This is a genomic window from Methanofollis liminatans DSM 4140, from assembly GCF_000275865.1.
Classification (GTDB): domain Archaea; phylum Halobacteriota; class Methanomicrobia; order Methanomicrobiales; family Methanofollaceae; genus Methanofollis; species Methanofollis liminatans.
Genome location: NZ_CM001555.1, coordinates 2,316,035 through 2,337,013, shown reverse-complemented (window position 1 = coordinate 2,337,013; position 20,979 = coordinate 2,316,035). Strand labels below are relative to the sequence as shown.

Annotated in this window: 20 protein-coding genes; 7 read left to right on the top strand and 13 right to left on the bottom strand. The window is 63.8% G+C overall.

Features of this window, described 5'->3' with window-relative positions; genetic code table 11:
- The first annotated feature begins 99 nt into the window (after positions 1 to 99).
- Positions 100 to 2,565 carry a U32 family peptidase gene (locus METLI_RS11575; protein WP_004040634.1) on the top strand — a complete coding sequence of 822 codons (2,466 nt, stop codon included), beginning with the start codon at positions 100 to 102 and terminating at the stop codon, positions 2,563 to 2,565.
- Between the two features lie 4 nt (positions 2,566 to 2,569).
- Here the strand turns inward: METLI_RS11575 and METLI_RS11570 are convergent, their stop codons facing one another.
- The gene (locus METLI_RS11570) at positions 2,570 to 2,854 is read right to left on the bottom strand and encodes a chorismate mutase (protein WP_004040633.1); all 285 of its coding nucleotides are present in this window, start codon (positions 2,852 to 2,854) and stop codon (positions 2,570 to 2,572) included.
- A gap of 77 nt (positions 2,855 to 2,931) precedes the next feature.
- On the opposite strand from METLI_RS11570, the gene METLI_RS11565 reads away from it, so the two are divergent.
- Positions 2,932 to 3,534, top strand: a complete 603-nt coding sequence (locus METLI_RS11565) for a zinc metalloprotease (RefSeq protein WP_004040632.1) — start codon at positions 2,932 to 2,934, stop codon at positions 3,532 to 3,534.
- Here METLI_RS11565 and METLI_RS11560 read toward each other — a convergent pair.
- The 7 genes from METLI_RS11560 to METLI_RS11530 all read right to left on the bottom strand — a co-directional run bounded on the left by METLI_RS11560 (position 3,509) and on the right by METLI_RS11530 (position 8,723).
- Positions 3,509 to 4,132, bottom strand: coding sequence for a flavodoxin family protein (locus METLI_RS11560; protein WP_004040631.1), 624 nt, complete (start codon positions 4,130 to 4,132; stop codon positions 3,509 to 3,511). The genes METLI_RS11565 and METLI_RS11560 overlap by 26 nt on opposite strands.
- Entirely contained in the window at positions 4,122 to 4,739 is a 618-nt protein-coding gene (locus METLI_RS11555; protein ID WP_004040630.1) for a flavodoxin family protein, read from the bottom strand. The genes METLI_RS11560 and METLI_RS11555 overlap by 11 nt, the downstream gene beginning before the upstream one ends.
- A gap of 40 nt (positions 4,740 to 4,779) precedes the next feature.
- Entirely contained in the window at positions 4,780 to 7,218 is a 2,439-nt protein-coding gene (locus METLI_RS11550) for a PAS domain S-box protein (protein ID WP_217178681.1), read from the bottom strand.
- A 116-nt stretch (positions 7,219 to 7,334) separates the two neighbouring features.
- Positions 7,335 to 7,973: a peroxiredoxin gene (locus METLI_RS11545; RefSeq protein WP_004040628.1), complete on the bottom strand. Its 639-nt coding sequence runs from the start codon at positions 7,971 to 7,973 to the stop codon at positions 7,335 to 7,337.
- A 5-nt stretch (positions 7,974 to 7,978) separates the two neighbouring features.
- On the bottom strand, positions 7,979 to 8,323 hold the full coding sequence (locus METLI_RS11540; protein WP_004040627.1) for a carboxymuconolactone decarboxylase family protein: 345 nt from the start codon (positions 8,321 to 8,323) through the stop codon (positions 7,979 to 7,981).
- 3 nt (positions 8,324 to 8,326) lie between these two features.
- The gene (locus METLI_RS11535) at positions 8,327 to 8,452 is read right to left on the bottom strand and encodes a desulfoferrodoxin FeS4 iron-binding domain-containing protein (RefSeq protein ID WP_004040626.1); all 126 of its coding nucleotides are present in this window, start codon (positions 8,450 to 8,452) and stop codon (positions 8,327 to 8,329) included.
- A 46-nt stretch (positions 8,453 to 8,498) separates the two neighbouring features.
- The gene (locus tag METLI_RS11530) at positions 8,499 to 8,723 is read right to left on the bottom strand and encodes a zinc ribbon-containing protein (RefSeq protein WP_004040625.1); all 225 of its coding nucleotides are present in this window, start codon (positions 8,721 to 8,723) and stop codon (positions 8,499 to 8,501) included.
- Positions 8,724 to 8,818: 95 nt separating this feature from the next.
- Here METLI_RS11530 and METLI_RS11525 point away from each other — a divergent pair, with 95 nt between their 5' ends.
- Positions 8,819 to 9,418: a flavodoxin family protein gene (locus tag METLI_RS11525; protein ID WP_004040624.1), complete on the top strand. Its 600-nt coding sequence runs from the start codon at positions 8,819 to 8,821 to the stop codon at positions 9,416 to 9,418.
- A gap of 315 nt (positions 9,419 to 9,733) precedes the next feature.
- Here the strand turns inward: METLI_RS11525 and METLI_RS11520 are convergent, their stop codons facing one another.
- Together METLI_RS11520 and radC are read right to left on the bottom strand one after the other, a co-directional pair.
- The gene (locus tag METLI_RS11520) at positions 9,734 to 10,618 is read right to left on the bottom strand and encodes a cation diffusion facilitator family transporter (RefSeq protein WP_004040623.1); all 885 of its coding nucleotides are present in this window, start codon (positions 10,616 to 10,618) and stop codon (positions 9,734 to 9,736) included.
- Between the two features lie 13 nt (positions 10,619 to 10,631).
- Positions 10,632 to 11,288: a RadC family protein gene (gene radC, locus METLI_RS11515; RefSeq protein WP_048104250.1), complete on the bottom strand. Its 657-nt coding sequence runs from the start codon at positions 11,286 to 11,288 to the stop codon at positions 10,632 to 10,634.
- Positions 11,289 to 11,450: 162 nt separating this feature from the next.
- On the opposite strand from radC, the gene METLI_RS11510 reads away from it, so the two are divergent.
- Positions 11,451 to 11,951, top strand: coding sequence for a rubrerythrin family protein (locus tag METLI_RS11510; RefSeq protein ID WP_004040621.1), 501 nt, complete (start codon positions 11,451 to 11,453; stop codon positions 11,949 to 11,951).
- 114 nt (positions 11,952 to 12,065) lie between these two features.
- The gene (locus METLI_RS11505; RefSeq protein ID WP_004040620.1) at positions 12,066 to 13,229 is read left to right on the top strand and encodes an FAD-dependent oxidoreductase; all 1,164 of its coding nucleotides are present in this window, start codon (positions 12,066 to 12,068) and stop codon (positions 13,227 to 13,229) included.
- Here METLI_RS11505 and METLI_RS11500 read toward each other — a convergent pair.
- The 3 genes from METLI_RS11500 to tfrA form a co-directional block, all read right to left on the bottom strand.
- On the bottom strand, positions 13,226 to 15,226 hold the full coding sequence (locus tag METLI_RS11500) for a monovalent cation:proton antiporter family protein (RefSeq protein WP_004040619.1): 2,001 nt from the start codon (positions 15,224 to 15,226) through the stop codon (positions 13,226 to 13,228). The genes METLI_RS11505 and METLI_RS11500 overlap by 4 nt on opposite strands.
- A gap of 161 nt (positions 15,227 to 15,387) precedes the next feature.
- Entirely contained in the window at positions 15,388 to 16,851 is a 1,464-nt protein-coding gene (tfrB, locus tag METLI_RS11495) for a fumarate reductase (CoM/CoB) subunit TfrB (protein WP_004040618.1), read from the bottom strand.
- A complete protein-coding gene (gene tfrA / locus METLI_RS11490; RefSeq protein ID WP_004040617.1) occupies positions 16,848 to 18,470 on the bottom strand; it encodes a fumarate reductase (CoM/CoB) subunit TfrA in 1,623 nt (540 codons plus the stop codon). Before tfrA ends, tfrB begins: the two co-directional genes overlap by 4 nt.
- Before the next feature lie 80 nt (positions 18,471 to 18,550).
- Between tfrA and METLI_RS11485 the strand changes: the two genes are divergently transcribed.
- On the top strand, positions 18,551 to 19,942 hold the full coding sequence (locus METLI_RS11485) for an aspartate kinase (protein WP_004040616.1): 1,392 nt from the start codon (positions 18,551 to 18,553) through the stop codon (positions 19,940 to 19,942).
- Positions 19,935 to 20,930, top strand: a complete 996-nt coding sequence (purM, locus tag METLI_RS11480) for a phosphoribosylformylglycinamidine cyclo-ligase (protein ID WP_004040615.1) — start codon at positions 19,935 to 19,937, stop codon at positions 20,928 to 20,930. The genes METLI_RS11485 and purM overlap by 8 nt, the downstream gene beginning before the upstream one ends.
- The last annotated feature ends 49 nt before the right edge of the window (positions 20,931 to 20,979 follow it).

Below are 20,979 nucleotides of genomic sequence, written 5' to 3'. Positions count from 1 at the left end.
GGTTGCCCGCAGCCGCCTGAAAGGGCTATAACCGCGCCGCCCCCATACTTCCCCACGAAATTCTCAGAGATCCCTGAACTCCTCGCGCCCGCGGGCTCGATGGAGGCGCTTGTCGCTGCCGTGGCGGCCGGAGCCGATGCGGTGTACCTCGGCGGCACGCGTTTCTCGGCGCGGCGGTACGCGGCGAACTTTGACGACGCCGCACTGAAAGAGGCGGTGGACTACGCCCATGCCCGCGGCGTGGCGGTGCACGTGACCCTCAACACCCTGGTCCACGACACCGAACTCCCGGCGGTTGCAGCGTATTTCCTCTTCCTCTACGAGATCGGTGTCGACGCCGTCCTCGTCCAGGACACCGGTGTGCTCGCCCTCGCCCGCCGGATCGTCCCGGACCTTGCCGTCCACGCCTCGACCCAGATGACGCTCACCTCTGCTGAGGGGGTGCGGTGGGCGGCGGCGCAGGGGATCGGCCGCGTGGTGCTCGCCCGCGAACTCGGCCTCGAGGAGATCGAGGGGATGCGGCCGGTGGTCGAGGAGACCGGCGTTGAACTGGAAGTCTTTCTCCACGGCGCTCTCTGCTATGCCTACTCCGGCCAGTGCCTCCTCTCGTCCCTGATCGGGGGACGGAGCGGGAACCGGGGTGCCTGCGCTCAGCCCTGCCGCAAGCCCTACGTCCTGCTGCGGGGTGCGGCCGACCGTTACGGCCGTCCGACTGATCTGCGCCCGGTCCGGGGCGCCGGCCCCTACCCCCTCTCCACAAAGGACCTCTGCCTCTACCCGGTCCTGGACCGGGTCGTCAGGGCGCCGGTCGCCTCCCTGAAGATCGAGGGGCGGATGAAGTCTCCGACCTATGTGGCCGCCGTCACCGGGATCTACCGCCGGGCCCTGGACGCGATTTCTGAGGGGCGTTTCGTCCCCTCGGCCCGGGACGAACTGGACCTTGCCCTCGCCTTCACCCGCGGCTTTACCACCGGTTACCTCTCGGGCGTCAGGCACCGCGATGTGATCGGCCCGGAGCGCCCTGACAACCGTGGGGTGGCCGTCGGGAAGGTGACGGCGTTCTCGCACAGTCTGATGGAGGCGACGGTCGCCCTCGACGGCCCGCTCGTCCCCGGCAACGGCGACGGCCTTGCCGTCACCTCGCCCGAAGGATCCTTCGGGCTTGTGGTCCGCGGCACCCCGAGGGTCCGTGACGGCCTGATCCGTTTGAGGACTCCTGAAGCGGCGACGGTGGGCGCCGTTGTCTCGATCACCAGGTCCGCCTCTCTCGAAGAGCGGGCCGCGGAGACGATCAGGCTGGGGCGGCAGGCGGTGCGGATCGACGCGGAGGTGAGATGGGAAGAGGACGGCACGCCGGTGATCGAGGCCGTCTGCACCCCGCCGCGCCGCGCCCCCGTCCGGGTGCAGGTGCGCGCCCCTGCCCCGATGGGGCCGGCCCGCACCCGTCCGCTCGCCGCCGCCGATATCGCCGACCACCTGCGAAAGAGCGGCGGCACCCAGTTTTTCATCGGGGACCTCGCCCTGCACTATCCCGGCGGGCTCTTCGCCCCCCCGTCCTACCTGAACGCCCTCAGGAGGGGCCTCTTCGAAGCGGCCGAAGAGGCTCTTCGGGCGGCGGCCCGCCCATCGCCCGATGCCCTCGACGCAGCCCGGCGGCGGTATGAGGGGGCGCTCCCTGAGATCGCCGCGGAAGGGGCGCGACCGTCACCCGTCACCCCGACACTCTCCGTCTATACCGACACCGTCGAAGGGGTCGGGGCCGCCGGCGCCGCCGGCGCCGATCGCATCTATTTCGAGCCGGTCGAATGCACGGGAGAGGTTCTCTCTCACGCGGCAAAAACTGCCGGTCGCATTCACCTCGTATGGGTGTGGCCCGGGATCGCGCGTCGCTCCTTCCTCGACGCCGCCCTGCCCCTGCTCGATACGCCCGGCATCGCCGGGGTGATGGTCTCAGGTCACGGCTGCGCCGGCGCCGTCAGGGGGCGTTCGCCCTCCCTGCCGATCTTCGGTGGGGCCGGGCTGAACGTCTGGAACCACCTCGCCGCCCTCAGCCACACCGGCTTTGCCACGCTCACCCTCTCTCCCGAGGTCTCAGGGGCGGATATCCTGGGCCTCATCGCCCGCCTTCCCCCCGGTTCCCCCGCGATGGAGATCCTCGTGCAGGGGACGACCGAAGCAATGGTCACCGAGGACTGCCCCCCGGCTACCGCCGTCGGCTGCCCTGCGGGCTGCAGCGGCGATGCATGGGCCCTGCGGGACGGCCGCGGCCGGGTCTTTCCGGTGCGGACTGACCGGGAGTGCAGGGCGCATATCGGCAACGCCGTCGAGACCTGCCTGATCGACCACCTCCCGGCGATCCTCGCCGCCGGTGTCGGCGGCGTCGCCGTGGACGCCCGCGGCCGCGGGGCCGCCTATGCCGGGGACATGACGGCGATCTATCGCGAGGCCCTTTCTGGAATCGGGCGGGCGGGGGAGGGTGCTCTTCTCTCCCACCTCAAAGAGGAGGCAAAAAAACGTTCGCTCGGCGGGATCACCGCCTCGTCCTATCTGCGTGGGACAGAGTGAATCCTCAGGGGAGGTTTCCCTCCCCGATGCACTCGTGCTGCCGCTCCTCGCTCATATCCATCAGGATCTCGAAGATCCGCCTGACCATCACCGGGTCGATGTTCTGCTCCACCGCCTCGTTGAAGACCCGGTCAAGGAGGGCCTCGCGCCGCCCCTCGTCCCTGACCGGCAGCCCGGCAAGATACTTTTCATGGGCCATCCTGCCTGCAATCGCCTGCCGCTCGGCGATGAGACTGATGATCCTGCTGTCCAGCAGGTCGATCTCGTTCCTGATCTCCTCGATTGTCATGGGAAAAGATCGGCACGCCTGGATAAAAACGGTGCCGCCCCAACAAGGATAATACCCCGGCCAGCCAATCTTTTTATATGCTTGAGAGAATCCCGCAGCGCGAACGGCGCGACCTGCTGATCGCATGGGTCGCCATCGCCGTTGCATTCAGCCTTCTCTATGTCAGGGGCACTATCAATCCGGGTGCATTCGTGCTCTTCTTTGCCGTCTCCCTCCTGACGGTCGGCGTCGGTTTCGTCCTCCACGAACTCGCCCACAAGTTCGCCGCCATGCACTTCGGCTACTGGGCCGAGTTTCGGAAGGACAACACGATGCTCATTGTGGCGGTGATCCTGGCCGCCCTCGCCGGCGTCGTCTTTGCCGCCCCCGGGGCCACCGTCATCTACGGCTCCACGACGAAGCGCGAGAGCGGGATCATCTCGGCCGCCGGGCCGGTCACGAACCTCGCCCTCTGCGCCGTCTTCTACGCGCTCTTCCTTGCGGGAGGGATCTTCGGGGAGTACATCCTCCTGCTGATCGGGCTGATGGGCGTCCAGATCAATGCGATGATCGCCACCTTCAACATGCTCCCGGTGAGCGTGCTCGACGGTAAAAAGGTCCTTGCATGGAACCCCGCCGTCTTCGCCGTCCTCTTCGTCGCCTCGCTCGGCGCCCTCATCGGCGCTCTGATGTTCCTGTAGAGAGGAGGGAGGCGACTTCCCGGACGACCTCCTCCCCTTTTTCTTCTGCTTCGGTAAGTGCGGTGGGGTGCCCCCTGATCCCGCCGTACTCGTCCATGTTGTTTGCTATGATATTGTCGTAATATTCAAAGCCCGTGCCGTTGAAAAAGGCGGTCACCATCGGATAGGCCGTGTCGAAGACATGGTCCCAGCTCTGCCCGGCCGTCGAGATGAACACCCCCTTGTGCTGTTTGATGTGCTCGGTCGAGAAGTACAGGCTTTTTAGGACGAACTTCTGCGCCCAGAGGAATTGCGCCCGGTCGATGAGCCCCTTGAGGTCGGCGGTGATCCCCATCGAGTAGATCGGCGAGGCGAGTGCCAGGACGTCGGTGGCGAAGATCTTCTCGAAGAGGGTGGTGAGATCGTCCTTTACGACACAGGCCCCGGTCTTGTGGCAGGCGTTGCAGCCCCGGCATGCCGAGTAGTGCAGGTCGCGGAGCACCACCTTCTCGACCTCGCCCCCGGACCCTTCAGCCCCGGCGAGGAATGCATCCAGGAGGGTCTCTGTATTCCCGTGCCGGTGCGGGCTTCCTGAAATGCCGAGCACCTTAATTGCCATCGCCAAAACGCTCCCGCATCGTTTTCACCAGATCTTTTCCCAGGGCCGCGGCGTCCGCCTTCGCCGTCGGGTGCGCCTCGATCTCCCCGGCAAGATCGACGCCGTTGACCATCAGGTACGAGATGTCGGCGTTCCTGATCTCCATCACGTGGTAGAAGCATTTCACGCTCGGGACGGCGGCGTCGAAGACGTAGTCCCACGTCTGCCCGGCCGTCGAGAGGAAAACGCCGAGCCGCTTTCCTTTTCGCTCCGGCGGCACCACCGGAAGTTTGAGAACATATTTTCTCGACCTGAAGACCTGCGCACGGTCGATGAGCGCCTTCGCCTGTGCGCAGATCCCCATGCAGTAGATCGGTGCGGCAAGGATCACGCAGTCTGCGTCGAGAAGTTTTGGCCCAAGCCAGTCGAGATCGTCCCTTTGCACGCATTTGTTCAGTTTTTCGCAGGCATTACACCCCCTGCAGGGGTTGACCGTCACCTCGGTGAGGGCGACCTTCTCGACCTCGACGCCTTCCTCCCGTATGGAGGCGATGACCCGGTCAAGAAGCGTCTCTGAGTTCCCGTGCCGCCGGGGGCTTCCGGCAATGGCGAGGACATGGAGTGGCATCGTTTCTCCTATCTCCCTGCCGGGAAAAAAAGGTTGGCAGTCAGGAGGGTTCTTCCCGGTACCTGAACCGTGAGGGCGGGACCGAGATCACAAAGCGGACGCCCTGGCCCGGCGCCCCCTCCTCCCTGATCGAGAGCCCGGTCAGGGAGAGGATCTCCGCGGAGAGTGCGAGGCCGAGGCCATTATTTTTTCCTGAAGGCCATTTGAAGAGTCTATTTTTTTTCTCCCCGGGAATGCCCTGGCCGTCGTCCTCGTAGACGAGGGAGATGCCGCCACTCGAAGCTTCGGCCGAGAACCTGATCGTCTGCGCCCCTGTGCCGTGGCGCACGGTGTTTTCCACCAGGTTGTAAAAGACCCGCCCGAGGAGGGGGTCGGCGAGCACCTCAAGGCCGGGACCGATTGTACAATCGAGGCTGATCCCCGGCGGGGAGAGAGAGGCGAAGGCTTTCTTCATCGCGGCGCATGCATCCTGCCAGATCGGCCCTTTGACGCCGAGCTCCTGGTAGTCCCGGGTGAACTCCACCTGGCGCCGGATACGCTCGGTCGCATCGGCGATCCGACCGAGATGCGGCCCTCCCTCTCCTGACTGTCTGGTCAGGTCGATGTATCCCTGGAGGACGGTGATCTGGTTGAGCATGTCGTGGCGGATGATGCTGTTGAGGAGGTTGAGCTTCCTGTTCGCGTCCTGCACGGCGATCTCCATTACCTTCCGCTCGGTGATCTCGATCCCGTAGAGGTTGGCATAGTCCGCACCCGCCACCGGGACGCAGGTGATGGTGAAGTCCGAGCCGTCCACGGCGACATCCCGCCTCTTTATCCGCTCCGATGAGAGCGAACTGGCGACCACCTCCCGCCAGGTCTCCGGAAGAACGCCCCCTTCTTCCGTTCCCCAGGTCTTCAGAAGGTCCCTGCTTGCCCCGTTTGCGTAGAGGATCCTTCCGCCCCGGCTGATCCGCATCACCGGCCCGGGGTTCTCCTCAGGGAACTTTGCAAGATCGCGGATCTTCGCCACCGCCTCTTTCTGTTCGGTGACGTCGAAGATCGCCCCCTGTATGCTGGTCTCCCTCCCCTCCGCGTCCCTGACCGCCTGTGCGCGGATGTGCCCCCACCTGATCGCACCGTCCTTTCTGACGATCCTGAAGTCGGCGGCGCTCTCCTTTCCGCTCGTGAGGATCTCCTCCAGAAACTCCCTGCCGGACTCTAGATCGCCCGGGTGAAGGTAATTGTCGACCCCCACCCACGCGCTGACGATCTCGTCGGCGGTATAGCCGGTGATCCCCTCAACATTGCCCGAGAGCCAGAGAGGGTGAAGGCCGGGATCGGCCTTGAAGGCGATCCCTGGAAAATTCTGGAGGAATATGCGGTGACGCTCCTCGCTCTTCCTCAGCGCCTCCTCCATCGCGCGCCGTGCGGTGATGTCCCGGCAGATGCCGGCGGTCCCGGCCGCCCTGCCGTTGTGGTCGTAGATCGGGGTCTTCACCGTCTCGACCAGGATTTCAAGGCCGTCGCCCCTGACGAATGGTTCGATGAACAACGCCCTCTTTCCCGAGGCGATCACCTCCCGGTCCTCGCTCATATAGCGCTCTGCAATGTAACCTGGCCAGATCTCCCGGTCTGTCCGTCCGACGAGTTCGTCGGCCGTTTTCCCGGCGGCCTGTTCAAATGCCCTGTTCACGGCGATGTAACGGCCGTCCCCGTCCTTGAGCCAGGCGATGTCAGGGATGTTGTCCAGGATCGCCTTCTCCTCGAGTTCCCGTCTCCTGAGCTGCTCGGTCGTCAGCACCAGATAGGTGACGTCGGCGATGAAGCCTTCGAGGGAAAGGAGGCTGCCGTCCCGGGCGAAGATCCCTCTCCCCTGTTCCCAGACCCAGCGCTCGTCTCCCGAGGCCTTCCTGATCCGGTAGGTGATCCTGAAGGCCCCGCGTTCCTTGAGCGCCTTCTGGATCTCCTCCCAGACCATCGCCCGGTCGTCCGGGTGGATCAGGTCGCCGTATGCCACAGTCCGGCTCCCGACGAGATCGCCGGGGGCATAGCCCAGGAGGTCGAAACACCCTTCGCTCACGAACGTCATCGTATAGTCCGGGCCGTTATCGCAGCGGTAGGCCATTCCCGGCAGGTTGCTCAGGAGGGTCGAGAGTTGCCTCTCCCGCTCCTGCAGATCTCGTTCTGCCATGCGCGCCCGGTACGCTTCCCTGACGGTCGGGGCAATGCCCCCTTCGCTTCTGTCATGGGCTCTGAAATCAATAATAAAGGTGCCCTTTTCCGAAGAGGCGACCACCAGGGGTGGGGCGCCGCCGGGAGCCTCGAGGAGGTTTAAAACCGGTGTGAGAGCGAGATCGGCCGGGATCATCACGACGTCGAAGGGGCGGGATGCCGCCAGGTTGAGGAGATCTTCGAGGGTGTCTGCCGTCGTAACGACGATTTCCTCATCTCCTGCCGGTCCTGGCTCTCCCTCACGCGACGCGCTGAGACAGAGCACGGAAATCACTGCCATGACTCTTCTATATACTACCTGTGACTCTCCGGCGTCTTAAACGCGCCTGTTCAGGTACCACTGGCAGGGGAGCGGGGAACTCCCGCCCCATAAAAAGAGGATCAGATCTGCTTGAAGCAGAGGTACCAGTCCTTGCAGTCGTAACCCTCGCCCTTGCGCCGCTCCATCTCCTCGGCCGTCTTTGGCGGAGGCACGACGACCTGGTCGCCGGGCTGCCAGTTTGCCGGCGTCGAAACCTTGAACTGGTCGGTCACCTGCAGGGCCTTGATCAGCCTGATGATCTCCGGGATGTAGCGCCCGTTTGTCATCGGGTAATAGAGCATCGCCCGCATCTTCCCCTCGGGATCGATGAAGAAGACCGTGCGGATCGTCGATGTGCTGCTTGTTCCCGGGTGGATCATCCCGAACTTCTTTGCGACCCCCATGTCGAGGTCGGCGATGATCGGGAAGGGGATCTTCACGCCCATCTTCTCCTCGATGCTCCTGACCCAGGCGAGGTGGGAGTGGACGCTGTCGATGGAGAGGCCGATCAGCCGCACGTTCATGGCCTCGAGTTCCTCGTTCGCGCGTGCAAGCGCCATGAACTCGGTCGTGCAGACTGGCGTGAAGTCTGCCGGGTGCGAGAAGAGCACGACCCATTTGCCGCGCAGGTCTGAGAGTTTCATCGGCCCGTGCGTGGTGACGCACTCGAACTCCGGTGCGTTCTCTCCGATGACGGGGAGGGCGTGCATCTCTTCCATCTCGGTCACTTCCCCATCATCTCTTCGAGCGCCGCCTTCCCATACACGTAGGCGGGCATCCCGGCAAGGAGGAACGCCACGCGGAGCCCTTCTTCGATCTCTTCCTTCTTGACGCCGAGATGTTTCGCACCGGCCATCTGCGCCCGCACTGCATGGCGGTCCCTGAGTGCCGCTGCAATGGCGATCGCGATCACCTTCTTTGTCTGCTTTGAGAGGGCGCCGTCGGCCCAGACGAGCTGGTCGAGCCCCATCACTTTCTCGTAGACCTCGGGCTCGAGATCCTTGAGTTCGGCGAAGATCTTCGGGACCTTGCCGATCTTCCCTTCCAGTTCTTTCATCTGTTCATCCATGATTCACTCCTGGAGGACCATCGGCTCGCCGCAACAGATCAGCTCGCCTCCTCCGACTTCCCTGACTTCAACGACGTTCCCGCAGATCTCGCAGATGAAGACCTGCCCTACCTCTTCCACGTTAACCATCGTATCCACCTCCTTCGGGTTATGCGCCCGGGGAATCTCCCCCGTCTCACTTTCTCTTTGGCGGGTGAACTGCGTCTTCAGGCGTCTTGATGTCGGGCCTGATGTGCGTCATCGGGAAGCACTGGTAGTTCTCACAGGCGCAGCTCGGGCACTTGACCAGGTCCTTCTCGGCCTCGGTCACCTTCAGCTCCCGCCCGCAGTCGATGCAGACGTACGTTCCCGGGCCGACTTTTTCTCCTGCTTTCACTTTCTTTGATTCTTCTGCGGTCACTGTTTCACCAGACCGAGAATAGTGCGCTGCCCTATTTATGGCTTTTGCAGGAGGCAGGAATAACTAGATATAGGAGCGCATTGAGGTTCTTTTTCATGGGAAAGAAGAAGATTATCGCCCTCCTCGGAAGCCCGGTCAGGGGGGGCAACACCGCGTATCTCTTCAATAAAGCGGTCGAAGGGGCGGAAGAGGAGGGCTGTGAGGTCGAGCGGGTGATGGTGCCGTACCTGAACTTCCAGCCCTGCATGGAGATCCTCCACTGCATGGATCACGAGGATTGCCGGATGCAGGATGACGTCACCCCGTTTTACCGGAAGTTCCGGGAGATGGACGGCCTGATCATCGCCACCCCGATCATGACGATGGGGATCCCCGGGAAACTGAAATCGTTTATGGACCGTTTTCAGGTCTATTATATGGCAAAATATATGCGAAAAGAACCTTTCATCTCGAAAGAGCGCCGAAAGGAACGAAAAACGCTCTTTATCAGCATATCGGGGATGAACCTTCCGGACAACTTCGACGGCGCCCTCCAGACGACGAAGACCTTCTGCGAGATCATCGACTGCCCGTACTGGGAGGGGATCTTCCAGCGGGACATGGACCATGTCCGCGACATCAGGACCCGCCCGGAGATCGTGGCGGCGGCGTACGAGAAGGGGAGGGAGCTCTGCCGGATCGTCGGGAAGAAATGAACGGTTCTTCTCTGTTTCACGGGGATAACTCCCGGCACCGGCAGTTATCTCATCACGCGAAGAACGAGGGTCCTGATCTATTCCCCGGTACCTTCGCAGAATTCGCGTTTTTTTGTGGCTTCTCGTGAAATTTTCTCGAAAACCCATGCGATTGTCCAGTTACGCTCCCCCACGTCTATCGCGGCCAGTTGTGTACGATCGTCTCCATCATACGGATTTGCCGGCGTGCCGATCTGCTATTTACGGGAAGAAACGAGGCTCTGATCTGATCCCTGGCGCCTTCGCGTGACCTCATCCTCCCTCTCGAATCACTGTTCAACCCTTTATTTGAGATCCGCTCTCCGTCCCTGGCTCGATATGGACGATCACCTCCTTCATGCCGGGCACGCGCTCTTTGAGTACGGCCTCGACCTCGCGGGCGATCTCGTGGGCGTGGAGCACGCTCATCTCCGGGTCGACGGTGACGTGGATGTCGGCGAAAAGGTCGCCCGCACCGCCGCGGCACCTGAACCGATGATAGCCCCGGACACCGGGTATCGAGGGTACGCTCTTCCTGACGATATCCTCGCACCTGACAGTGGCGGCATCGGTGAGCACCATGCCCGCCTCCCTGATGATGGAAAGGCCCATCTTCCCGATCAGCACCCCGATCGCCAGGGCGATTACGGGGTCTGCCGCCGGATACCCGGCGCTGACGGCGACGAACCCGGCCAGCACCGAGAGGGAGACATAGACGTCGCTTTTCGTGTGCTCGGAGTCGGCGATGAGAAAACTGCTCTGCAACTCTTCGCCCATCCGCCGTTCGTACCATGCAACGAAGATGTTGATGACAAGGGTCGCCACCATCACCCCGACGGTGATCCCGGTGATCTCGGGCACCGCTCCCGCGGTCAGGCGCACGATCCCCTCGCTGATCACCCAGTAGGCGGTGAGGAGGAGCATCCCGCCGACGATCAGGGTGGCGAGGCTTTCGACCTTTGCATGGCCGTACTGGTGGTCCTGGTCTGGCGGGCGCCCGGCAACGCGGGTGGCGGCGATCCCGATGATGTTCGAGGCCGAGTCGAAGGCGGAGTGAAGGGCGTCGGCGACCATGCTCATCGAACCGGCGAGGAGGCCGAAGATCGCCTTCGCAAGGGCGACGAGGATGTTGAGGCCGAGGATGACCCAGAGCACCCGCTGGACCTGGCTGTATTCGGTCATTTTTCGTCTCTCCTCAGAGCAGCCCCCGCTCCCGCATGGACACGTGCCCTTTGCGTGAGACGATGATGTGGTCGAGCACCCTGATCCCCAGGATCCCGGCGGCGGCGACGAGCTGCCCGGTCATGGCGATATCCTCGCGGCTTGGTTCGAGGCTGCCCGATGGGTGGTTGTGGACGAAGATCACCGAGGTCGCCCGGTCGGTGAGGACGTCGGCGAAGACCTCCCGCGGGTGGACCGGGCTGTAGTTGATCAGCCCTTTCGTCACCTCCCGGTTGCCGATCACCTCGCCGGCGCCGTTGAGGGAGATGCAGATGAAGTATTCCTGTTTCCGGTCGGCGAGATGCCGCACCAGGGGCAGAACGTCGGTGGGGGCCGAGATCCGTATTTCTTTGGGTGTCAGGCGCCGGCGGGCGAGTTCGAAGGCGGCGGCGATCTGGCACGCCTTTGCTGCGCCGACGCCGGGAACGTCGACGAGATCGGCATATGCCGGGACGCCCGAGTCGGCGATCACCCCTTCGATGTCCCGCGCGATCTCGAGCACGTCCCGCCCCGGGACGCCGCGGCCGATGATGGCGGCGATGAGCTCGCGTTCGGTGAGGGCGGCTGCACCTTTTGCGGCGATCTTCTCCCGCGGCCGGTCGCCGTCAGGGACATCGCGCATCTTTTTCATCAGGGCAGATTCTGCCTCGCCGGTATAGAACCTTTCGAATTTCACCTCACCCGTCTGTCTGGATTCTTCTCTTCAGGAAAGGATGTTTTTCAGCCTCGATGCCCGTTCGTGCACCTCTTCCGGGTGGAAAGTATATGTAGGGCGGGCGCCGATCGGATCAGTATGGCAACATTGGAGAATCTCAAGGCGGCTTTTGCCGGAGAATCACAGGCGAACCGAAAATACCTATCGTTCTCCCAGAAGGCCGATGAAGAGGGCTTTAAGAACGTCGCACGTATTTACCGCGCAGCCTCCCGGGCTGAAGAGATTCATGCACGGCGCGAACTCGCCGTGATGGGCGGGGTAAGGAGCACTGCCGAGAACCTGAAGGAGAGCATCGAGGGAGAGACCGACGAGTTCACCGAGATGTACCCGCGGTTCGTGGAGGAGGCGAAGAAGGAAGGGAACAGCGAGGCCGCCATCACCTTCACCCATGCGATGAAGGCCGAGGAGGTGCATGCCGGGCTGTACAAACGGGCACTGGAGGCAGTTTCTGCTGGAAAAGACTTCGACGGCGCGGAGGTTTTCCTCTGTCCGGTCTGCGGGAACGTCGAGATCGGCGCCGCCCCTGAACGGTGCCCGATCTGCGGCGTCGTCGGGAAGAACTTCATCAGGGTCGAGTGACCCCTCTCCTGTTTTTCGTGCCCTGAAGACATCGTTTCCGTCGCTCACCCGGAAGAATGGGGCGGATACGGTCTGCACAACCCTTTTATTCCCCCGGCGCCGAGGTGGGTGTGTATGCCGCGTGTTAAAGTGTATTCGACGGCCCAGTGCCCGTACTGCCGTATGGTCAAGGCCTTCCTCGAGAAGAACGGTGTCGCATACGAGTCTATCGATGTGGGGGCCGACGAGGCGGCGGCGGAGGAGATGATCGAACTCTCCGGGCAGTACGGCGTTCCGGTGACCGTCGTCGACGGCGAGGTGATCGTCGGTTTCGACGCCCCGCGCCTCACCGAACTCTTTGGGTCAGAGCGGCCGGGCGAGGTCTACGACCTGATCGTCATGGGCGCGGGGCCGGCCGGTCTGACCGCCGGCGTCTACGCCAGCCGCAAACTCCTCTCCACCATGATCATCTCCGAGAACATCGGCGGGCAGGCGATGGAGAGCTGGGCGATCGAGAATTATATGGGCTACCGGATGGTCACCGGGGAAGACCTGATGACGAAGTTCGAGGAGCAGGTGCGAAACCTCAACATCCATCTCGAACTCGACCGGGTGACCGGCGTTGAGAAGGAAGACGGGCTGTTTAAGATCACCACCTACGGGGAACAGATTTTTCGTGCAAAGAGCATCGTCGTCGCCACCGGCCGCCACTCCCGCCGCCTGGGCGTCGAGGGGGAGGAGCGGTTCTGGGGCAGGGGTGTGTCGGTGTGCTCCACCTGTGACGGGCCGCTCTTTAAAGGAAAGGACGTTGCGGTCGTCGGCGGCGGCAACTCGGCGGTCATTACGGCGATCGAGATGGGGAAGATCGCACGGAGCGTGCACCTCATTGTGCGGAGCACGATCCGGGCCGATCCCGTCTACCTCGACCGGCTGAAGGAGATGGAGCAGAATGTCACCATCCACCAGCCGTACACGGTCGCCGCTCTCCTCGGCGAGGAGGTGCTCGCCGGGATCAGGATCAGGGAGAAGGACTCGGGCGACGAGGAGGATCTGGCGGTCGACGGTGTTTTTGCCGAGATCGGCCATGACCCGAACACTGATGCCGTCCGCGGCGTCGTGGCGCTCAACGATCAGGACGAGATCGTTGTGGACGAGAACTGCCATACGAATGTCCCCGGGATCTATGCGGCCGGCGATGTCACCTCGATCCGGGGCAAGCAGATCATCATCGCCGCCGGTGAAGGGGCGAAGGCCGCCCTCGAGGCGCAGGCATATCTCCTCTCTCTTCAGGCCCCTTAATATCCATTATTTTCGTTTTTCTCTCTGAAATAACGGTCCAGGGTGGCGATCTTTTCAGCCGGGCCGAAGACCACGCAGACATCGCCGCCCTGGATCGTCGTCTCGCCGCATGGCGCCGTGATCACCTCGTCGCCCCGCCTGACGGCGAGGACGGTGACGCCGAACCGCCGCCGCAGGTTTGCCTCGGCAAGGGTGTGGCCGGCGATCCGCGCCTCCTGCCCCACCCTGAGGGTTTCGATCTCCGCACCCGGGCGGTAGAAACCGAGGTCCTGGAGGCCGGGCTCAAGGGGGTGCGCCGACCTGAAGAGCTCGTAGCCGTCGGCCCGGACTTCGGCGGCGAAGCGCTCGATTTCGTCCCGCGGGACGAGGTACGACGAGAGGATGCAGGTGAAGATCTCGATGGAGGTGATGTACTCCTCCGGGATCACCTCGTCGGCGCCCAGGCTGGAGAGGTCGGCGATGTCTCCGACATAGCGCGTGCGGGCGATGATCCTGACGTGGGGGTTGGCCCTTCTGGCCGTGGCGATGATCCGGCGGGTCGCCGAAGGGTCGGAGATGACGATGACGAGCACCTTCGCCGTCCTGATCCCGGCATGGCCGAGGACGGCCCGGCGGGTTGCGTCGCCGTAGTGGATCGGTTCGCCCTTCGCCCGCTCCTCCTGAATGGTTTCGGGGTTCATCTCGATGATTACGTAGGGGATGTCGGCCGCCTTCGCAGCCTTCGCCACGTTCTTTCCGCCGAGGCCGAAGCCGACGATGATCACATGGTCCTTCATGCAGGGCTCTTCGGGCGGTTTCTCCCTGATCGTGCCCAGCCGTACCCGTTCGGGCAGGGAGAGCCTCATTGTTCGGTTGGCGACCGTCGGCGCACCCCCGATGACGAAGGGGGTGGCGATCATCGTGAGGATCGTGACGGCGAGGAAGGTCTGGTATGCCCCGCTGTCGATGAGGCCGTAGTCGGCCCCGGTTTTGGAGAGCACGAATGAGAACTCTCCGATCTGGCTGATCGCAAGCCCGGCGAGGAGGGCGGTGCGGATCGAGTAGCCGATCGCCAGGGTAGCGGCGCCCGCGACGATCGCCTTGACCGCGACGACGCCTGCCACCAGGAGCAGGACGACGCCGAGATGCTCGAAGAGGAAGGCAATGTTGAGGAGCATCCCGACGGAGACGAAGAAGAAACTGGTGAATACCTCTTTGAACGGGAGGATTGCGCCCAGGGCCTCGTGGGAGTACTCGGACTCCGAGATGATCAGCCCGGCGATGAAGGCCCCGAGGGCGAGGGAGAGGCCGGCGCTGGCAGTGAGCCATGCGGTGAAGAGGCAGATGAGGACGATGGAGAGGAGGAAGATCTCAGGGATCCGCAGGCGTGCGGCATGGAAGAGCAGTTTTGGGACGAGCCAGTTCGCCGAGACGATGACGAAGATCAGGATCCCGACCGAGGTGGCCAGGAAGGCCGGGATCGACATGCCCGAACCATCGTCCGCCCCGGCAAGGATCGGCACCAGGAGCATCATCGGGATGATCACGAGGTCCTGGAAGATCAGGATGCCCAGAGCCGTCCGCCCCTGCGGGCTCTCCATCTCGGAGCGGCTCTGGAGGACCGAGAGGACGATCGCCGTGCTGGAGAGGGAGAGGAGAAACCCGAACAACACCGCTTCCTGCCAGGGGATACCGAGGAGGAGTGAGGCCGCCGCCACGATCAGGATCGTGCCGCCGACCTGGAGGGAGCCGCCGAGGAGCACCGCCCGTTTGATCCGCAGGAGGCTTTTGAACGAGAACTCCATCCCGATGGTGAAGAGGAGGAGGATCACGCCGATCTCTGCGAAGTCGTCGACCGTCGCGGTGTCATGCACGAGCCCGAGCGCGTAGGGGCCGGCGACCATGCCGGTGATCAGAAAGCCGACGATGGCCGGGATACGCAGGCGTGAGCAGACGAAGAGGATGGCGATGGAGAGGCCGAAGATGACGACGATGTCGGTGAGGATCGATGCTTCCATGGGTATCTGACAGGTACAAATTCAGTGAGAGGGGAAGATGTAGGTTTCTCAAAACCGGTCTGGCAGAGGAGGCATCCTGCCGGTGCCCTTTCTTCTCCACGACCGAACCGGCGCTTCAGCGCTGTACTCTCCTGCCGGTTAAAAATAAACTCTGGGTTTTTTTATTCGGATTTGCCGGCCTGTTCCCGGTCCTTCTCCTCATACCCCTCGCGCAGCAGGGTCATCAGGTCCTTCACCGGCAGCTTCGTGTTCTCGGCGATGTGGAACTCGCAGAAGGGGCAGCACGAGACGACCACGTCTGCACCGCTCGCTTCGAAGGCCTCGCCCCGCATCCGCCCCAGGGCGGCCGCCTCCTCTGGCACGCCCGACCTCACCCCGCCGCCCGAGCCGCAACACTGGTTCGGGGTCTCGACGAAGGTTCCGGCCACCTCTCTGAGGAATTTTCTTGGCTCCTCGGAGATCCCCTGCCCGCGCAGGAGATGGCAGGGGTCGTGATAGGTGGCGGTGATCCCGAGTTTTGCCGGGGGCTCGATCCCGTAGCGGTCGAGCACTTCAGTAGCGTCCATCACCCTGAAAGGTGTTTTATAATCGTTTTTCAGGGTCGAGCCGCAGCCCGCGCACATCGTCATCACCACGTCGAGATTGCGGGAGCGGAAGGCTTCGATGTTCCGGCGTTTGAGGTGATCGATGAATGAGGTCTGGCCCGTCCTGATCAGGGGCGAGCCGCAGCAGACCTGCTCGTGCGGGATCACGACGCGGATGCCGTTTCTGCGCATCACCTCGAGCATATCGAGGGCGGTGTCGGGGAGACGCCCGTTGTACATGCAGCCGACAAAGAAGCCTACGGTCGCCCGCACCTCCCCATCGGGCTCGATCACCTCGGGCACCTGTTCAAGGAAGGTCTCCTTGATCCGCGGGACGCTCCGGCCGGTCGTCCTGACCAGTTCGGCGACCTCCTGGTGGCGCGGCAGGGTGAGGCCCTTCCGGTTTGCGATCTCCCGCAGTTTCTCGATCGCCTTGCCCGGTATCTCGATCTCCTTCGGGCAGACCTTCCAGCATTTCTGGCAGCTCGTGCAGAAGAAGAGCCCTTCCTTCACTGCCTCGGGGGCGCGGTCGCCGGTGTCCCTGGGGTCGAGGGCGAGGCGCAGCTCCTGGCGCATCGCCGTCGGGCCGGCGAAATCGGTTACCTTCAGGGCCGGACAGACCGAGACACAGGCCATGCACTCGATGCAGTCGCGCAGGGGCTTGATCGCATCGATCTCCTCCTTTTTCGGGAACGTTGCGCACGGGGCCGGGGCGATATGGGCGATGCGCCCGATATAGGGGGCGAGGTCCACCTCGAGGTCCTGCACCACCGGCAGGGCGAGCGGGCTGACGGTCATGCCGTCCTTTGCCTCGGCGAGACATGCGAGCACCGGCGTACCGTTCACCTGCACGGCGCAGCTCCCGCACTGCCCGGAACCGCAGCAGTAGCGATAGGCGAGCGTCTGGTCCTGTGCATGGACGGCGTGGAGGGCGTGGAGCACCCGCGCCCCCTCGTGCACCGCGACGGTGTAGGTCTCCGGGTGCGGTCTTTCGTCAGTCTCCGGGTTGAAGCGGAGAATCGTGAAGGTGATCTCTTTCATCGCCTGACCTCCTCGATCCCTGCCCCTTCCAGACTGATCGTGGTATGGCCGAATGGCGAAGTCTGTGCGTCCCATGTCTGGACGATGTCGGTCCGGTAATGTGCCCCCCGGTTTTCCGGGCGCAGAAGGGCTGAACGCGTAATGAGCATCGCCGTGGTGCAGAGGTTCTGCACCGCACAGCACTGGAGCAGGTTCCGTCCTGACGCCGCCTTCAGTCGGGCGCCGAGCAGGTCCTCGGCCGCGCGGAGGGCGGTGCGAAGCCCTGTTTCATCCCTTCGTATCCCGGCGCCGTCCCACATCGCCCGCTGGAGGTGCCCCTGCACAGACGCCGGCGTCACTTCGCCCTCGAAGAAGGCGGCGAGCCTCTTCTCCTGCGCCTCGACCTGTGCGGCATCGATCCTCGCGGTGTGCGCCGGTGTCCGGCCCGCCGCCTCTCCGGCCCGTTTTCCGAAGACCTGCGTATCCGCAAGGGCGTTCCCGCCGAGACGGTTTGCGCCGTGGACGCCGCCCGAGCACTCGCCGCAGGCGAAGAGGCCGGGCAGGGTCGTCCCTCCCTCAGGGGTGATGCGAAGGCCGCCCATGATATGGTGGGCGGTCGGAGCGACCTCCATCGGTTCCTTTCTGATGTCGACGCCGAACCTGAGGAACTGCTCCAGCATCACCGGCAGCCGCTCCTCGATCTGCCTGGCCGGCAGGTGGGTGACATCGAGCCAGACCCCGCCGTTCTTCGTCCCCCTTCCTTCGAGCACCTCGGTGGCGATCGCCCGGGCGACGACGTCGCGGGTCGAGAGCTCCATGCGCGTCTGGTCGTAGCGTCCCATGAACCGTTCGCCGGCGGCGTTGATCAGCCGACCCCCCTCGCCCCGCACCGCCTCGGTCACCAGCCTGCCGCGGGCGTCGTACGGGTACACGGCCCCGGTCGGGTGGAACTGGACCATCTCCATATCGATCAGCCCGGCCCCGGCGCGGTAGCCGAGGGCGAACCCGTCCCCGCTCCCGGTACCCGAGTTGGTGGAGACGTCGTAGACCCGCGCCCCGCCGCCGGTGGCGAGCACCACGGCGTCCGCCCGGATCGCCTGGAGATCGCCTTTTCTGTCCAGCGCCAGGGCGCCGCAGACCCGATCACCGTCTTTTAAGAGTTCGATCGCCGCTGTCTCCTCGATCTGCTCGACCCCGCTTCCTCTCAGCCGCTCCATCAGGGTCGCCATCATCTCGTGGCCGGTGCGGTCGCCGGCATAGCAGGTCCGCGGGCGGCACTGGCCGCCGAACGAGCGCTGGGCCACCTCGCCGTCCCCTGAGGCGTCGAAGACCGCTCCCCACGATACGAGGTCGGAAAGCCGCGCAGGGGCGTCGTTGACGAGCGCCTCGACAAGCGCCGGGTCGTTGAGGTAGGCCCCGCCCCGCATCGTGTCCTCCTGGTGGAGGGTGCAGGCGTCGGTGGTTTTCAGGACGGCGTTGTACCCGCCCTCGGCCATCGTCGTGCAGCCTCCCTTTCCGGTTATGCTCTTGGAAAGAAGGACAGTTTCGCCATATCGGTCGGCCTCGATTGCCGCCCTGACCCCGGCGCCGCCACTCCCGATCACCAGGACATGGCAGTCGATTACTTCCAGCGCGCGCATCCTATTATTACGTGAGACATGTCAGTACATAAATACCATTGTGTGGGATCAGCGAGAGTGAGCCAGAAATGAGGCTTGTAATGAAATTTGGGGGCACATCCGTTGGCGATGCGGAATGTATCCGTCGTACGGTCGACATCCTTGAACGCTACCATGCCGAAGGGCACGAGATGGCCGTCGTCGTCTCGGCGATGTCAGGGGTGACCGACCAGCTCCACGCCATCGCAGCAGAGGCCGAGTCCAGTGTTGAAGAACCCCCGATTGAGGCGTTTATCCAGGCGATCCGGGCGAAACACATGAAGACCCTCGAGGCCGTCGCGCCGGGCCAGGCCGCCGCCGTCGGGAGTGTCATCGACGACCGGCTCGAAAATCTCGATCATATCCTGACGGCGGTCCACGCCCTCCACGAGCTCACCCGCCGCTCCAAGGACTATATCGTCTCCTACGGCGAGCGGCTCTCGGCTCTGATCGTGAGCGCCGCCCTGCGCGAGCGTGGCATCTCATCATCGGCGCTCGACGGGTGCGAGGCCGGGATCCTGACGACGAACAAGCACGGCGACGCCCTTGTCCTCCCGACGAGCGATCCGCGGATCAACAGCCGCATCCTTCCCCTCCTGATGAACTCGGTCCCGGTGATCACCGGTTACATGGGCTGCACGCCCGAGGGAATCGTCACCACCCTGGGCCGGAGCGGTTCGGACTACTCGGGCGCGATCGTCGGGCGGGCGATCGACGCCGACGAGGTCTGGATCTGGACCGATGTGGACGGCGTCATGACCTCTGACCCGCGGATCATCAAGAACGTCCGCGTCCTCCCGTACGTCAGCTACCGCGAGGCGATGGAACTCTCGTTCTTCGGGGCGAAGGTGCTTCACCCCAAGTCCATCGAACCCGCGATGGAAAAGGACATCATCGTCCGGGTGAAGAACACCTTCAACCCGGACCACCCGGGAACGATCGTGCGGCGCCAGGAGCACCGGGAGAAACGGGTGGTCAAGGCGGTCACCCACATCGAGCGGGTGGCGCTCGTGAACATCAACGGCGTCCAGATGATCGGCCGGCCCGGCGTGGCGCGGGAGATCTTCACGGCGCTGGGCGACGCCGGGATCAACGTGATGATGATCTCGCAGGCCTCCTCGCAGGCGAACATCTCCCTGATCATCGACGAGGGAAACCTTGCGGAAGCCCTCGAAGTGCTCGCGGCCCCGGTGAAGTCCGGGATCGTGCGTGAGGTCACCTCTGACCGGAACGTCGTGGCGATGGCCGTCGTCGGCGCCGGAATGGCCGGTACGCCCGGCATATCCGGCCGGATCTTCACGGCGCTCGGCAAGGCCGGGGTGAACGTGATGATGATCTCGCAGGGCTCGTCAGAGGTGAACGTCTCCTTCGTGGTGCGGCAGGACGACAGCCGGCGGGCACTCCAGCTGCTCCACGACGAGTTCAGGCTCTCGGAGGCGTGCGACGATGAGTAAGGATTCGGCCTATGCCGACGCCGGCGTGGACATCGATCTTGAGGCGCAGGGCGTCCGGACCCTCATCCAGCAGCTCACCTTCAGACGGACCGGGGCCTTCCCCATGCTCGGTTCGGTCGGCCACTTCGCCGGGCTCATCGAGTTCGGCGATATGGCGCTCGCCCTGGCCGTCGACGGCGTGGGCACGAAGATGCTCGTCGCCGACGCCCTCCAGGACTGGACGACCGTCGGGATCGACTGCATCGCCATGAACGTGAACGACCTCTTCGTGATGAATCTCGAACCGGTGGCGTTTGTCGATTACATCGCCACCGACGGGATCTCGATCGAGAAGATGCGCCAGATCGGCGTCGGCCTCAATGAGGGCGCCCGTCAGGCGAACATGAACATCGTCGGCGGGGAGACGGCGACCCTGAAAGGGCTCGTCACCGGCCTCGACCTCGCCGGCACCTGTCTTGGCGCACAGAAGAAGGCCGACGTCGTCACCGGGGATGCGATCGTCCCCGGCGACCTTGTCGTCGGCGTGCCTTCCACCGGCGCCCACTCGAACGGCTACACCCTCGCGCGGAAGGTCGCCCTCGAAAACGGCGGCTTCGACGTCGTCCTCCCCTCGGGCCGGACCGTCGGCGAGGCGCTGCTGACCCCGACCCGGATCTACCGTGAGGCCCTCGACGCCGCGGCCGCCTGCGAGGTGCACGGGATGTGCCATGTCACCGGTGGCGGTCTCCTGAACTTCACCCGCCTCTCGTCCTTCGGCTTCGATATCACCGACCCCCTCCCGGTCCCTGAGATCCTTGCCTGGACACAGGAGATGGGCGGGCTTTCCGGGAACGAGATGTACCGCACCTTCAACATGGGCATGGGCTATGCCTTCGTCGTCCCTGAGGAGAGCCTCCGGACGCTGCAGCAGATCGTCCCGGATGCACAGGTCTGCGGTGCGGTCGTGAAAGAGAGCGGGGCCTCTCTCCGCGGCGTGCGCATCCACTGAAAAACTGCTCTCTCATCTTTTTTTGTCGTCTCCCGGACAAATCAGGAAT

Excerpts from the sequence above, each read along its gene's own strand:
- tfrA (WP_004040617.1), bottom strand. The coding sequence starts at position 18,470 with ATGCGCGCGCTGGAAGTAATCGACTGCCATGTCCTGGTGATCGGGAGT.
- purM (WP_004040615.1), top strand. The coding sequence starts at position 19,935 with ATGAGTAAGGATTCGGCCTATGCCGACGCCGGCGTGGACATCGATCTT.
- METLI_RS11540 (WP_004040627.1), bottom strand. The coding sequence starts at position 8,323 with ATGGATGAACAGATGAAAGAACTGGAAGGGAAGATCGGCAAGGTCCCG.
- METLI_RS11545 (WP_004040628.1), bottom strand. The coding sequence starts at position 7,973 with ATGGAAGAGATGCACGCCCTCCCCGTCATCGGAGAGAACGCACCGGAG.
- METLI_RS11555 (WP_004040630.1), bottom strand. The coding sequence starts at position 4,739 with ATGCCACTCCATGTCCTCGCCATTGCCGGAAGCCCCCGGCGGCACGGG.
- METLI_RS11505 (WP_004040620.1), top strand. The coding sequence starts at position 12,066 with ATGCCGCGTGTTAAAGTGTATTCGACGGCCCAGTGCCCGTACTGCCGT.
- METLI_RS11525 (WP_004040624.1), top strand. The coding sequence starts at position 8,819 with ATGGGAAAGAAGAAGATTATCGCCCTCCTCGGAAGCCCGGTCAGGGGG.
- METLI_RS11565 (WP_004040632.1), top strand. The coding sequence starts at position 2,932 with ATGCTTGAGAGAATCCCGCAGCGCGAACGGCGCGACCTGCTGATCGCA.
- tfrB (WP_004040618.1), bottom strand. The coding sequence starts at position 16,851 with ATGAAAGAGATCACCTTCACGATTCTCCGCTTCAACCCGGAGACTGAC.
- METLI_RS11500 (WP_004040619.1), bottom strand. The coding sequence starts at position 15,226 with ATGGAAGCATCGATCCTCACCGACATCGTCGTCATCTTCGGCCTCTCC.
- METLI_RS11570 (WP_004040633.1), bottom strand. The coding sequence starts at position 2,854 with ATGACAATCGAGGAGATCAGGAACGAGATCGACCTGCTGGACAGCAGG.
- METLI_RS11510 (WP_004040621.1), top strand. The coding sequence starts at position 11,451 with ATGGCAACATTGGAGAATCTCAAGGCGGCTTTTGCCGGAGAATCACAG.
- METLI_RS11575 (WP_004040634.1), top strand. The coding sequence starts at position 100 with ATGGAGGCGCTTGTCGCTGCCGTGGCGGCCGGAGCCGATGCGGTGTAC.
- radC (WP_048104250.1), bottom strand. The coding sequence starts at position 11,288 with ATGAAAAAGATGCGCGATGTCCCTGACGGCGACCGGCCGCGGGAGAAG.
- METLI_RS11485 (WP_004040616.1), top strand. The coding sequence starts at position 18,551 with ATGAAATTTGGGGGCACATCCGTTGGCGATGCGGAATGTATCCGTCGT.
- METLI_RS11535 (WP_004040626.1), bottom strand. The coding sequence starts at position 8,452 with ATGGTTAACGTGGAAGAGGTAGGGCAGGTCTTCATCTGCGAGATCTGC.
- METLI_RS11520 (WP_004040623.1), bottom strand. The coding sequence starts at position 10,618 with ATGACCGAATACAGCCAGGTCCAGCGGGTGCTCTGGGTCATCCTCGGC.
- METLI_RS11560 (WP_004040631.1), bottom strand. The coding sequence starts at position 4,132 with ATGGCAATTAAGGTGCTCGGCATTTCAGGAAGCCCGCACCGGCACGGG.